The following is a 13097-nucleotide window of genomic DNA, read 5'->3' as shown; positions in this document are numbered from 1 at the left end:
GCTATCGCCACAAAAGGCTGAAGCAGAATACTTCAAAACTTATAACGAGGTGGCCAGTTTTAGTTGACCACTACACTCAGCATTACTAGCTTTATCGGCCTTCATAAAAAGCTGTGCTAAAAAAAAGTCAAAAAATGTATTGGGGGCAAAAACAAACTGTCAAAAGCCCAAATTATTAGAAAGGAGGTACACAATTAAACTTTTTGGTTTTATGTACCTTGCTATAGCCACTTATATTTTCTCTTTGGTTATATTAGGAAATTCTGATTTTAGAAATCAGTTCTACAAAGATATAATTATCCACTCTAACTACGCCCCTAACACCCATTGCAAAAACAAAGACCTAGAAGAAAAAGAGAGGCTAGCCTTCATAGGAAAGGATAAAATTTCCATCTACAACCCTGAAACTAAAAACTTTTATTTTGACAAATGCGAATACCCTAATGAAAAATACACTTATTCACAGAACTCCAAGTAAGGCGAAGGCGCTTGGGGCAAGCTAGTAAACTCTTTGATGGTGTACTTTGTTTCAAGCTTCCAACGAAAAATGCGTGAGATAAACACTTTGCCATCAGCGACTATGCCTTTCAGGCTTTGGATCAGTTCATTGGTTGAATACTGGCTGTGGTTTATCTCTCCCGTTTGTTTGTCAAAGGTAATGTCATAATGTGGTCTAAAGGCTTGTTTAGCTCTAGGGCAAAATACCCCGCCCATTAATTGGGTGTAACGCATCCAGTCGCCATCGTCAGCGGCGTTGAGAATATCGACTAGCTTAGGGTCTGCATCATCGGTTAATGCTTTAAGTCTGCGTAACTCGCGCCACACCGTTACCGAACAACCGCCTAATTGTTGAAACTGACGAATACCCCAACATGACGCCCACGCTTCAACGCGAACAGCGGCTTCTTTTGGGTCTTCGCCGTAAATGCCTGAATCTAAATTCTCACCATCAATATTTTTAGAAATGTACTTAGCAATGTAACCCGTGGCCGAACCTTTTTCAGGGTCAATTTTCACCTCAGTAAAGCGGTGCTTTTGTGCGCCATGTTCATCGCCATCTTCTTGTAAGGCGTAAGTACGCATGACTTGAACCATCACATCGTACTTATCATGCTCAACAAACAATAATAAATGCCAGTGTGGTGTACCGTCATGTTGCGGCTCAGCAACCCGAAAGCCGTAAAATCTGACGCCTTCACGTTGCAACTTAGACCGCACTTTAACCCAAAGACGGTTTAAATAGGCTTGTCCATCTAGGGGCGTATAGCCTTGCCAGTTCGGATTCTTCTGCCCTGTTTTCGCATAGCAGCGATGGTACTTAGACGGACAAGTTATGGTTAAGAAGGCGGAAACATGGCCTAAATCTTGGGATAAGTCTTCAAAGCCACGCGCCCGCACCATCAATTCAGTTTTACGAATCTTAGGATCAGCTACGCCCATTTGGCTTAGCTCTAACAGGCTAAACGATTGCCCTTCATCATTAGTGGCAATCGTGGCTTCAAGCCATTCACGGCTTTTATGCTTCTGATTAATGCGTACATTAACCGTATGATGCGAACAGTATATTCCTAACTTACGGTTAACTTGGCCTATAGCATGGAATACGGTTTCAATTGCCCGCATATGAAAACGGCGCAAACGCCGCATCCACCAACTAATATCTTTTAGCCTTGAGACACAACCTTCTAGGCTATAGGCATCTAAGCTAGGCGGCTTAATGCCTAAAGGTTTAACGTAACCCTCTAGCATAGGGTAAAGCTCAGGATAACCATGTCCAACAGACCCTAAAATATCCAGCACCGCCCGACTATGCTTTTTGGCTTCAATCTTTATTTCATCTTCATCACAGTTCAAATTCAACCGTTCAAACGAAATAGGCAAGCGTTTAACTAATTCACTCTTGGTTTCACGTAACCAAATATTGCGCTGACGCTTGCCATCAATGCCCATGTAGAGTTCAAACACAGTGCGCTGAAGGTCATAGGGTAAATGGCTAATAATATCGTTAACAAACTGGCGATCATCCCAGTCCACCAGCTTCAATTTATTTTCAATTAACCACATACACGCCCCTCTCCTTTTGCAGTGATCACAAACCTATCCCAGCGCACGCCAAAATAAGCCACACTTTGGAATTCAATCAGACCTTCACGCAACAACTTACGCACCGTCTTATCAAATACCCTCACTTCTAGTGGAGCTGACAAATATACATCGCCTTGATTGGCGCAATAATCCGAGCAAATTTCAATAAAGTTGCCCTGTGCCAGCCAAGCTAAAATAGTTAATTGTTCAGGGGTTAACGTTACTTGGGAGTTGGTCATTACATTTCTCCCGCTTGACTAAGGTGAACTAGCTTACGCTGGCTGTTTAGCCAATTATCTAAGTCTTCTCTTAGATAGCGCACTGCGCGACCAATTTTAATAAATGGCGGGGCAATGGTGCGGTTTGCGCGCTCGCCGTCCATGCGCGATTGGCGCAAAAAAGATCGGCTCATGCCTATGTATAAAGAGGTTTCTTGTTCATTAAGGGCGCGTTTGTTAGATATGTTCATCTTGGTATCTCCAGTGGTTGACTGAGAGACACCTTAGCTTTCCCAGCATCAGCGGGAAGCTAGTTGGGAAGCTGGTTGGGAAAGCAGTTATTTCTGCTGTTTAATCGCGGATAAATAGTTTTGAAAAGTCTTATAGGTGACGCGTCTGCTTTGGTTTACATCTAAACCAAAAAACTCAATGCTATTGCTGTCCATCTCATCAATCAGGCAATCAACATCAAACTGCTTAGCCCCTTGCTCAACGTCATGCTTAAGCGCATACCAATGTTTGCGAGAATCAAAGCTAGGGTTAGCTTTATGCAATCGAGCCGCTATTAACTTAATAGGATTCGTTTCAACTGCTGGTTTATTAAGGGCTGACTCGCCATCAAGGGATTGTTGTGTCACATTGGCTTTGACCGCATCAGCGCCAAACACATGCTCAATATCACGAATATCAAAGCGCAATTGCTCCGGCTTAATGATTAAACGGAGATAACCTAATTGGGTTTCTTTTGGAGTAAAGGCGTTAAGAAATGAGTTAAATGCACCTGCATGATCACTTGCTTCTTGCGCGGCCTTCATTTGGCTAAAAGCGGTTTGATTCCCACGCGTAAAGTCGCTAATTTCAGCCACGCTAGGCGTTGCAAAAAAAGGCTGCTCTGGTACTTTGGGTTGATAATCAACACCTGAAAGTTGTGTGCTATTAAGGTGAGAAAACTGCGCCCTGCAATCATCAATACCAGTGATTAACTCAGGCTCAAGCACCATAAAGGATTCAAGCTGCACCTTTTTGTTGTAGCAAAGCAATTGCTTACTTTGTACAGCAGTTAAACCAATGTTACCGCAATAATCAAACGTACCGAGTAACACCTTACCTTTACCAATCAAGCCTAAGTTTCTGGCTTCAACCCAAGCACACAGCGTCAGACTTTCCCGAGCGACCGCATCAAGCAAATCACCTGCTAATAAGCGGGTCACATTAGATATTTCAGAGGGTAAATAAAAGTGGCGAGGCTTCATAAACAATCACTTATGATGATAAACGTAGCATTAGGATATGATTCAGATTAGCCCAGCTCAACTAAGAAGTGCGGTTTACGCCCTCTGGCTCTCATTATTTAGCATTATTGAGAGCTGTGCATTGCGATTTAGAACGTACCACTTAGCATAAAACTTGATTTTTGATACCAGTTTAGTAATATTGGAATACACCTAGCGACTAGGAGCATCTCCAGTCATTGCGCAAGGTCACTACAGGCTATGATGAATGTTACCCCTATATCGAACAGATTGAACTTGTTCGATATAGGATTGTAACCCTACGGCTTTGTTAAAAAAATCTATATCATCCCTCTACAGAATATAAACCAACTCAACTACTGCCTCGTGATGCGCTAACACTTAGGCTCCCTCAAATATAATTTTCGATTGTAAGGCTCTACTGAGTTCCCCCCTTTACACATCTAGATATCTCTAGTAAGCCCAAAACTATTTCAACAAAAAGTATCCAATAAAATACGATAAGGATGAAAAATATTATCTAATGATATATCTTTATCATCTTTCTCAGTATGTTAGAGGTCAAGAGCGTGAAGAGTATGAATGATGTTAGAACTCTTAGAGAAGTTTTTGATTCAACATTTCATAATAAGTTAACTTTTTCAGACTTAACAGAAATTGTAGTCACTGATGAATGCAAAAAAATAATCACCAAGCAAAGAACGATTTATGCGCCGTCAGAAAAATTAAAAAAAATACATAGATTTATTAATGGTAGCATCCTTGAGTTTGGAGAATACAACAAAGATGTTGTTTTTTCATACAGGAAAGGGGTTGCAATTAGAGATGCTGTTGAAAAACACGCCAACAATCAGTATTACTTTCAAACAGATATCAGAAATTTTTTTGGTAGCCTTGATGAAAACATCGTTAAAAATGTAATTAATAACCAACTTAATGAAGTGCCTATTTCAGACATCGACAACTACAAAGAGTTACTATTTGGGCTATTTACAGTCGAAAACATCATACCGGCTGGGTTTTCAACATCACCACTCCTAAGCAATCTATGTTTATTTAACTTTGACAACAAGCTTTATGAATATTGCACAAAAAACAGCCTAACATATACTAGATATTCAGATGACATAATCATATCTACAAATGACCTAGAGGATACATATCCATTAGAGTCAATAGTCACTAAAATACTAAAATCAGAGGTCGGAAAGAAGTTATCATTAAATAGCAAAAAAACAAAAGTACAAAGCAGAAATGAAAAGGTTAAAATCCTTGGGTTCAACATTCTTCAAAATGGAATAGTAACCATATCAAGTAAAGAAAAAAATGAAGTTGAAATCCTACTAAACTTTTACCTAAGCAACCTTGAAAAATTTGACAACTATGCAAAAGAAAAACTAAAAATCAAAGATAGAACTGGCGAAAATAAACCAACAAGAGAGCTTGCTATTTCATCACTATCCGGCCGCCTCATTGGAATAAATGCAATGGACAAGGCATACCTATCAAAACTAAGAAGAAAGTACGGCAACACTCTAATTGATATGTTTTTAAGAAAGTCGGTGAAATAAATTGAATATAGAAATAAATATAAAAAATATTCAACACATCAAACATCTTAGCCTAAGCTTTGATTTAACAAAAAACAAATTGATGTGTTTAGCGGGTAAAAACAGCGTAGGAAAGACAACTCTTCTTAGAGCTATTAGAAACCTATACTTAAACAATACATTTATAGAGACGGCAGCCCCATATATTTTCAACAATGATAGCTCTGTGCAATATAAAATTGATAACAAAAAGATAAAATTCACCTACAACAGTAGATTAGGTGTAATTGACACAAGGCAAGATATACCAAATGAAATAAAAAATTTATTTCTAGTCGAGCTTCCCATCCCGCACGGCAATAGATTTAGTCAATTTCGATACCTTTCTGAATTAGATGAAGAAATCAGAGCAAAAATTGCCATTGGAGAGTACTCTAGGCCGGATGACTTGATAACATTTCTAAACAAAGTCTACCAAAATGAAAAATTTAATGATTTAAAATCCGTAGCCATAAAGAAAAACAACTATTATTTCATATTAAAGGATGAAAATGAAAGATACTATATAAGAGAGGATTACTTCAGCTCAGGTGAATATTTCGTAATAAGTTTATACAGAAATATACAACATAGAAAAAAAGCTATCTTCATTGATGAGATAGACATATCTCTTGATGCAAGCGCGCAAGTAAATTTAATAAAATGTTTAAGAGATTACTGTGACAATTACCATGTAAACATAATATTCACCACACACTCTCTAGGGTTAATGAAGACATTATCAAAAGATGAGCTTTTTTACATCGAAAAAGATGAACAAAGTCATGCTGTATCTCTTGAAAATCGATCTTATAACTTCATCAAAAGTGTTCTATATGAATTTAATGGTTACGACAAATACATATTAACAGAAGACGAATGCCTCGAACGCTACATTAGATATGTTATCTCTCGAGAAGAAAAAATATTTAACAAGTATCAAGTTATTTACATAGCAGGTGGCTCTCAAGTAATTGATCTTATGAAGCGTAATAAAGAACATGAATTTTTAACAGCCGATAATAATGTAATCGCAATTCTTGATGGTGATCAAAAAGAAGAAAGTTACCACAATAATATTAACAATGTATTTTTCTTACCTTACCCTAATATCGAAATGGAAATTTTATCACGATACGATTTGGATCTAAGAATACCTCGAGTCAACTCAATAGATGGCACTAGAACATCAAAAAGAGCAAAGAACCTTTATTGGAAATTAACGAAAAACCACGGAGGTCAACAACTAATTTCACATGAAAAACTATATGATTACTTAGAAAGTATTTTCCCAACTGAAACATCAATTCTAAGCCAAAAAATAATTAATTTCCTCAGCTAAAATAAAAGTTCTACCTCACCCAATCAACCCAACCGCCGCCGCTTTATGCTCTGGCGCTAGGTGGGCATAACGCAAAGTCATTTTTAGGTCAGCATGGCCTAATAGCTCGCGCACTGTGTTGAGGTCTACGCCCGCCATCACTAGCTTACTGGCAAAGTGGTGGCGCAGGTCGTGAAATCTAAATTCGGTAATGCCAGCGGCTTTCAGCAAGTTAGCCCACGGCTTTTTCAGGTCGGTTAAGGGTTTGCCCTCTTCCCCTTCAAATACATAACCGCTAGTTTTGGTATCCAGTTGCCATTGCTGCAAAGCGTCTTTTGCTTTCTTTTTCAAGGGAATATGCCTTGATTTGCCTGATTTTGCATTATCCGCGATCACAGTTAAATAATTTTCATCGAAATGTACTGCGCTCCAGCTCAGGTTAAGTATTTCACCACGGCGCATCCCTGTGTTCATGGCCACTATCACTATGGGCATTAAGTGGTCGGCAAAGTGTCTATCTCTTAACTCGGGCAATAATGGGTAGCCGCGCTGGTAACGGTATAAGTTGCCACTTTCCCTTTCATCTTTGATGCGCTGGTTTCGCGCCGCAAGCGCCATCAATAGCTCTTGCTCTTCGGTGGCATCAAGGTAGCGCACAATACTGTTATCAGATTTGAGGGTTTTCACTTTCGATAAGTCATGGCTTTCCAGTAGTCCCCATTCACAAGCGCGGCTAATCGCGCCTTTTAACGGGTTTATGTAACTGTTGATAGTGGCGGGCTTTGCGCCTGTTTTGCGTTTTTCATTGCGCCACTGCTCTAACACCCATGCATTAATATCGGAGAGTTGCTTGTCTAGTAAATCGGGGAAACCAGACTTGATCGTTTTGATGGTTTTTTCAGCCGTTTTAGCGTTGCGGGTTTGCAACCAAGGCAAATAGTGCTCATCCAAAAATACCGCGAGTTTATTTTGCTTGCTGCGCTCAACTTCGCGCTTGGCTTGTTTCTTCTCGGCTTGAACATCCACCCCATTTGCTACCTCGCCCGCTTTGGCTTTTGCCATGTCGCGCGCTTGGGTTGGTGTGATGGAACCATGAGCGCCCAGCTTGAAATTCACCTGTTTACCATTAAGGCGATAGTAGAGGTAATAAACGATTTTACCCGCTTCTGATATGCGGGCATGAAAACCTGCTATCTCGGTATCGTTGACCCGCTGATCGGCTGGAACAAGGCGCTTGATACAGCTGATCGTTATCTTCTCTCGTTTTGCCATTTTTTCACCCCAAAATGCAATATGTAGCAGGTTTGTAGCTTCATAAGTATGCATTAAGGTTAAGTAATGAACAACAACGAACAAGAGGCTAAATCTTAAGCCATTGAATATTAATTATTTAAAGTTCATTCCTGTTCATCGGTGTTCGTGCATAGATATGCAAAAAACACTGAAAAATCTCTCTCATAATCGGTAGGTCCGCAGTTCAAGTCTGCGAGGGGCCACCAAATTTATAAGCACTTAATATCATTGATGTTAGGTGCTTTTTCTTTTCTGGCTCTAACAGTGATTCTGCCTCTTTATTCATAGAGTGCTAACGTATTCTGAAGCTTCTCACTAAAGTTGAAAATATCATCAAGAGTATCTATTGGATGGCGAGTTTCATTTTTGTCTTCATCAAAGATACTGATATATTTTTGCCTAGTATTGAACCATAAACGACATAGTGGCTTGCGATTGTTATCATCGAGTAATATGCCAAAATAACTTTGAGTATCGCGAGCGCATACTCTCTGGGCTTCAACTTTTTGCCTTAGGATCGCTTTGATAATATTAAAGCCTTCAATTTCTTCCTCTGTAGTATGCACTTTTGATTTTTCAGTGGAAATATCACTTTCTTGACTCGATTCTTGAGCTTCTACTTTAACAGCATCCTTCCGGTCATCGCCAATAGCTGATTTTAACCGAGCATTAATACTGTCATTAAGGAACTGCTTTAATGCTTTAGTGGTAATTTCTAAAAACTGAGATTTAACTTTTGCTGTTTGAACACCTTCATACACTTTGGATGTAAAGAACTTCACAAACTCTTCGTCAGGATCCACAAACTGCTCATGCAATATTTTCTTTATCTGGTTTAGGTATTTGAGCTCTCCTGCAGCGTCCACTACAGATTCAACATCAAACGAAGACTTTGTCAGCTTTTTTATCTCAGGAACAACATGTTCATCCAAATCCTCAAGATCGAGAGTCAAAAATGGCTTCTCATCCATTTTGTTTGGTGCGTCAAGATCAGTATAAAATTGATATTGAGCGCCATTTGTTAGGATGGCTAATCGAGCATTTGTTGCTGAAAAATACCTGAATAACTGATTAGCATGCTTAGTAGAGAGCGGATCTCCATATTTCTTGCATTCGATAAGGATCTGAATAGCTCCATCTTTAACCAAAGCATAATCTACTTTTTCACCCTTTTTAGTGCCTACATCAGCAGTAAACTCAGGTATAACTTCACTCGGGTCAAATACATCATAACCAAGAACCGAATGTAAAAATGGCATAACCAAGGCATTCTTAGTTGCTTCTTCTGTCGCTAAATTACCTGATATTTGAGGAACCTTTTTCGAAAGAGCTTGAAGTCGTTCAATGAAATCCATATTTATCCCGTTAAAATTAAGTAATAGTCAAACTGCAAAATCAAATATACATCAAGATACAAATAAAAATACTTGAGGGAGGTAGGGTTTTTGACCATTCTTGAAGTGGTATATAAGCTTATTCACAAACCTAGCCTTGCCAACAAACTACAACGCACTAACTTACAAAAACAGAAAGCAGCCGCTTGAGTCGCTCGGTAAATTGCACGTCGTCAGTGCAGGCCGCGTTGGTTTTTTGAAAATTTGATAAAGAGCTTGCGAATTATGAAATACTCATCATTACTGAATACCTGTTTGCAGGCGACTTCGCCCTTCTTGAAGACCATAAGCCAAAGCGGATAAAGTTAAATTGAACGACTGCATCCAGCAGCATAGCCAAGATAACAATAGGCATTAAGTGGTCAGCAAAGTGTCTATCTCTTAACTCGGGCAATAAAGGGTAGCCGCGCTGATAACGCTATAAGTTGCCACTTTCCTTTTCGTCTTTATGTGCAGGTCTCCCTCCAGAGCTATCCACTTTATGAAACGTCAATTTGCAGTATCTTGTGCTAGAGCCTAAGTGTTGTTATCTTGGCGTAGCGCCAGCTAGCCTTGTCTCTGTTAGGGTTTACTATGTCTTTATTTATTAAGCACAAATATACATTATTTGGGGTGGTTGCGATCCTGCTTTGGAGCAGCCTAACCGCGCTGATCAGGGATGTGTCGGAGCTTTTTGGCGCCATAGGTGGCGCAGCTATGTTGTACACCATTAGTTCTATTTTTTTAGTGTCGGTTATGGGGGTGCCCAAAATCAACAGCTTTCCTAAGCGTTACCTTGTCATCGGGGGGTTGCTGTTCGTGTCCTATGAGGTGTGTTTTGCGCTGTCTTTAGGGATGGCTAATGACAGGCACCAGTCAATGGAAATGGCCGTGATTAATTACTTGTGGCCAGCCATTACCATACTGTTAACCGTTATAACTGGGCAGCGTAAAGTGAATGTATTGGTTTATCCCAGTGTGATTATCGCGTTTATTGGCTTGGCTTGGTGCATCTCTGGCGATAGCGGCATTTCCATTAACATATTAATGAGTAATATTGCCGAGAACCCGTTAACTTACTTTCTGGCTTTTTCAGCAGCCATGATTTGGGCGACCTATTGTACAATCACAAAAAAAATGAGTGATGGAAAAAACCCTATTGCGTTATTTTTTATTGCGACCGCTATTACCCTATGGATTAAATATGCGTTCAGCGACGAGTCTGGTTTTCACTTCACGTTTAGCACTTTTGCAACACTGTTGCTGTCTGGTGTTGTGATGGGGTCAGGGTACGCGTTATGGAATAGAGCTGTTATTGGTGGCAATATCATGCTTTTGGGTACGCTTTCTTATTTTACTCCGGTCTTTGCTACGCTTTTTTCTTCGGTCTATTTATCTGTCACGCTTGGGGCGTCATTTTGGCAAGGTGTTGCCCTTGTTACACTCGGTTCAATAATTTGTTTTTTTGTCACCAGAGAAAAGACCACGTCGAGTAATAATGTTAAATCACCAGTGAAAACTGAAACCTAGCTTGTATTACGCTCAGTGCATTCAAAATACAAAAGCAGAGCAGCAAAGCTAATCATTCACGGTTTTTTCAACCGTATTAATTCAAATATTGCAACAAAATAGCCCATTTAATATGCCAAGTGTCATGAAAATGAACACTCCCATATCAATCCAATTGACTTGGCTATACGGTGTTACCTATAGTTTCAACGCAATCTTCGTACCTATCCAGCTTGAGCATAACAAATGGAATTGAGTGAACGATATTTTACTGTTTTAGATTCCCTGCCGGATCATGTCTTTGTGTTCTCTGAATCAGGTATCTATGTTGATGTGTATGGCGGAGCTGAAAATGCCACGGGTTTCGATTGTAAGCCATTTATCGGGCAATCACTTTTCGATATCGCCCCCCCTGAAATGGCCAACGATTTCCTCTCATACATCACCGCTGCACTAGAAACAAACCAGACTCAAACCGTAACTTATAAGTTCGACAAGCAAGACATGATTGACTTGCCTGCTGATGTTCCCGTCCCGCAAGAAATCTGGTTTGAAGGTATTATTAAGCCACTTCCTCTAGTTGAAAATGGCGAAAGAACTGTTGTTTGGATGGCAAAAAATATCACCGAACGCCATTATTTAGAGCAACGTCTAAAAGAGCTATCTGAAATCGATGAGCTCACCGGTGTTTTCAATCGAAGATCATTTACCAGCACCCTGTCTAATGCACTACTGCATGACCGCCCACATCAACAAAATCACTCTTTATTAATGGTTGATATTGATAGGTTTAAACTAATCAACGACTCAATTGGCCACGTCGCGGGTGATGCAATTATAAAACACATAGTGTTTGTTATTCAGCAGCAATTAAGCGAAACAAGTTATATAGGACGTATCGGTGGTGAGGAGTTTGCGATTCTACTCAGTGATATGACTCTTTCCGAAGCAACCAAGTTTGCAGAACAATTAAGAGTCAAAGTCAAAGATACACCTTGTATCGCTGGTGATTATATTGTTAACGCTACCATCAGCATAGGTGTAACCACTATTAATAAAGATGATAGTGATATAAAAGATATTTTACATCGCGCCGATACGGCAATGTATTACTCCAAAAGTAAAGGCAGAGATAACGTTAGCCAATATTCAGAGGATATTGAGCGAGATAATGCACGCTCAATTGACAGCATCAGCTTCATTTCAAAACTCATCTAGTAAATATTTAACAAGATATAGGTATCGATATCCCATGATATAAAGCGAGGATGATAATGACTGTAATCACTAATCACGGCTTCAATTTACCTCTAAAGAGAGGGCCATTTCAGAGTAACGGTGCAACCCCTTGGTATTGTGATATTGGTATAGGCTCACCAAAACAAACGTTAAAAATATGCTTCGATACTGGTAGTGACTTCAACTGGATAACGTCTAGCCTCTGCGCCAAAAACAGCTGTAAACATTACGCAAACAAGCGATTCGATTATCAAGCATCTAACACTTTCACTTGGCGTAGCCAAACAACCAAATCAGTTAGTTTTGGCCCATGGGGCACGATGAGTGTTGAAACAGGCAACGACAAATTAACACTATCAAATAACAACCCTACCCTAACTATTTTCAACGATATTTACCTTGCCAAAAATTACTCGGGTCAACAGTTTGCAGAATTAGATTGGGATGGCGGTATTGGCTTACCCAGTCGTCAATCTACAACAGCAACTAACACAAATACCCCAACCCCATTTAGGCGTAAAGCGTTTAATAGCAATGAAAGCGAACCATTCCATTTCTTTTTAAACCTGATGCAAAAAGGCTTGGTCAGTAAAGATAATCCTTATATATCCATTCTAACAGCTGGCGCTAATGACAATAGCTCAACAAGCTATATTGGTTTTGGCACCTTAGACAACACTTATGCATCCTCTCTTGAATATCTATTCTTGCCTTGGTCATGCTACCAACAGGAGGCGAGCTATTTATGGACAACACCTGAAGCAACTATTTCTGTTGGCGGAGAACCTATTGGAACCAATATGTTTTTTGCCTTAGATACCGGTTCATCTCAATTTAAAGGCGACAACAGAGTGTTATCCCGAGTATTCCAATTAACTGACAATGATTCGCCAGTTGTCACTATTACCATTGGTAACCCAGGGGACACGCATTACGGTCGGCTTGAAATAAGCAGTAACATTTATAAATGTAGGATTGAGGCCGGCACGCAAGCTGGTAAAACAATTTCTCAGTTTCAAGGGCTCGAAGGGGCGGAGAATATTCTATTAGTAGGCTCGGTGCTGATGGATCACCTTTACACTGTTTATGAGTATGAGGCTGTTTCTGAAAGCGAAATTCGACCTAAAGGAATATGGATATTTAATAAGCCAAACGGACCAAAAATTATTGTTGGTCAACAACCGACTCCTGCGACAATTTTTTTACGATAAGGAAAT

At 39.7% G+C, this 13097-nt stretch carries 11 protein-coding genes; 5 read left to right on the top strand and 6 right to left on the bottom strand.

Features of this window, described 5'->3' with window-relative positions; genetic code table 11:
* Positions 1-456 precede the first annotated feature (456 nt).
* From Q4519_RS19540 to Q4519_RS19525, 4 genes are all read right to left on the bottom strand, one after another.
* Positions 457-2064, bottom strand: a complete 1608-nt coding sequence (locus Q4519_RS19540; protein ID WP_303515249.1) for a replication endonuclease — start codon at positions 2062-2064, stop codon at positions 457-459.
* Positions 2055-2324, bottom strand: coding sequence for a hypothetical protein (locus tag Q4519_RS19535; RefSeq protein WP_303515246.1), 270 nt, complete (start codon positions 2322-2324; stop codon positions 2055-2057). The genes Q4519_RS19540 and Q4519_RS19535 overlap by 10 nt, the downstream gene beginning before the upstream one ends.
* Positions 2324-2554 (bottom strand): AlpA family transcriptional regulator, encoded by a 231-nt coding sequence (locus Q4519_RS19530; protein WP_303515243.1) that lies wholly within the window; start codon positions 2552-2554, stop codon positions 2324-2326. Before Q4519_RS19530 ends, Q4519_RS19535 begins: the two co-directional genes overlap by 1 nt.
* 87 nt (positions 2555-2641) lie before the next feature.
* Positions 2642-3556 carry a hypothetical protein gene (locus Q4519_RS19525; RefSeq protein WP_303515239.1) on the bottom strand — a complete coding sequence of 305 codons (915 nt, stop codon included), beginning with the start codon at positions 3554-3556 and terminating at the stop codon, positions 2642-2644.
* Between the two features lie 578 nt (positions 3557-4134).
* Here Q4519_RS19525 and Q4519_RS19520 point away from each other — a divergent pair.
* Positions 4135-5127 (top strand): reverse transcriptase family protein, encoded by a 993-nt coding sequence (locus Q4519_RS19520; protein ID WP_303515236.1) that lies wholly within the window; start codon positions 4135-4137, stop codon positions 5125-5127.
* A gap of 1 nt (position 5128) precedes the next feature.
* The gene (locus Q4519_RS19515; RefSeq protein ID WP_303515233.1) at positions 5129-6487 is read left to right on the top strand and encodes an ATP-dependent endonuclease; all 1359 of its coding nucleotides are present in this window, start codon (positions 5129-5131) and stop codon (positions 6485-6487) included.
* A gap of 15 nt (positions 6488-6502) precedes the next feature.
* Here Q4519_RS19515 and Q4519_RS19510 read toward each other — a convergent pair whose 3' ends face one another.
* Entirely contained in the window at positions 6503-7738 is a 1236-nt protein-coding gene (locus Q4519_RS19510; protein WP_303515230.1) for a site-specific integrase, read from the bottom strand.
* Between the two features lie 299 nt (positions 7739-8037).
* Positions 8038-9114, bottom strand: a complete 1077-nt coding sequence (locus tag Q4519_RS19505) for a type I restriction endonuclease (RefSeq protein WP_232801737.1) — start codon at positions 9112-9114, stop codon at positions 8038-8040.
* A gap of 612 nt (positions 9115-9726) precedes the next feature.
* Between Q4519_RS19505 and yddG the strand changes: the two genes are divergently transcribed.
* The 3 genes from yddG to Q4519_RS19490 all read left to right on the top strand — a co-directional run bounded on the left by yddG (position 9727) and on the right by Q4519_RS19490 (position 13091).
* Positions 9727-10662 carry an aromatic amino acid DMT transporter YddG gene (gene yddG, locus Q4519_RS19500; protein ID WP_303515226.1) on the top strand — a complete coding sequence of 312 codons (936 nt, stop codon included), beginning with the start codon at positions 9727-9729 and terminating at the stop codon, positions 10660-10662.
* Positions 10663-10887: 225 nt separating this feature from the next.
* Positions 10888-11859 carry a sensor domain-containing diguanylate cyclase gene (locus Q4519_RS19495; protein ID WP_303515224.1) on the top strand — a complete coding sequence of 324 codons (972 nt, stop codon included), beginning with the start codon at positions 10888-10890 and terminating at the stop codon, positions 11857-11859.
* Between the two features lie 56 nt (positions 11860-11915).
* Positions 11916-13091 carry a pepsin-like aspartic protease gene (locus tag Q4519_RS19490; protein WP_303515222.1) on the top strand — a complete coding sequence of 392 codons (1176 nt, stop codon included), beginning with the start codon at positions 11916-11918 and terminating at the stop codon, positions 13089-13091.
* Positions 13092-13097: the final 6 nt, after the last annotated feature.

This window comes from Motilimonas sp. 1_MG-2023, assembly GCF_030547455.1.
Lineage (GTDB): Bacteria > Pseudomonadota > Gammaproteobacteria > Enterobacterales > CBDFNC01 > Motilimonas.
Note: the sequence above shows the minus strand (reverse complement) of the source record. Positions and strands in the feature narration are given on the sequence as shown.

Coding starts and splice junctions, on each gene's coding strand:
- Q4519_RS19490 (WP_303515222.1), top strand. CDS start 11,916: ATGACTGTAATCACTAATCACGGCTTCAATTTACCTCTAAAGAGAGGG.
- Q4519_RS19520 (WP_303515236.1), top strand. CDS start 4,135: ATGAATGATGTTAGAACTCTTAGAGAAGTTTTTGATTCAACATTTCAT.
- Q4519_RS19530 (WP_303515243.1), bottom strand. CDS start 2,554: ATGAACATATCTAACAAACGCGCCCTTAATGAACAAGAAACCTCTTTA.
- yddG (WP_303515226.1), top strand. CDS start 9,727: ATGTCTTTATTTATTAAGCACAAATATACATTATTTGGGGTGGTTGCG.
- Q4519_RS19505 (WP_232801737.1), bottom strand. CDS start 9,114: ATGGATTTCATTGAACGACTTCAAGCTCTTTCGAAAAAGGTTCCTCAA.
- Q4519_RS19525 (WP_303515239.1), bottom strand. CDS start 3,556: ATGAAGCCTCGCCACTTTTATTTACCCTCTGAAATATCTAATGTGACC.
- Q4519_RS19495 (WP_303515224.1), top strand. CDS start 10,888: ATGGAATTGAGTGAACGATATTTTACTGTTTTAGATTCCCTGCCGGAT.
- Q4519_RS19540 (WP_303515249.1), bottom strand. CDS start 2,064: ATGTGGTTAATTGAAAATAAATTGAAGCTGGTGGACTGGGATGATCGC.
- Q4519_RS19510 (WP_303515230.1), bottom strand. CDS start 7,738: ATGGCAAAACGAGAGAAGATAACGATCAGCTGTATCAAGCGCCTTGTT.
- Q4519_RS19535 (WP_303515246.1), bottom strand. CDS start 2,324: ATGACCAACTCCCAAGTAACGTTAACCCCTGAACAATTAACTATTTTA.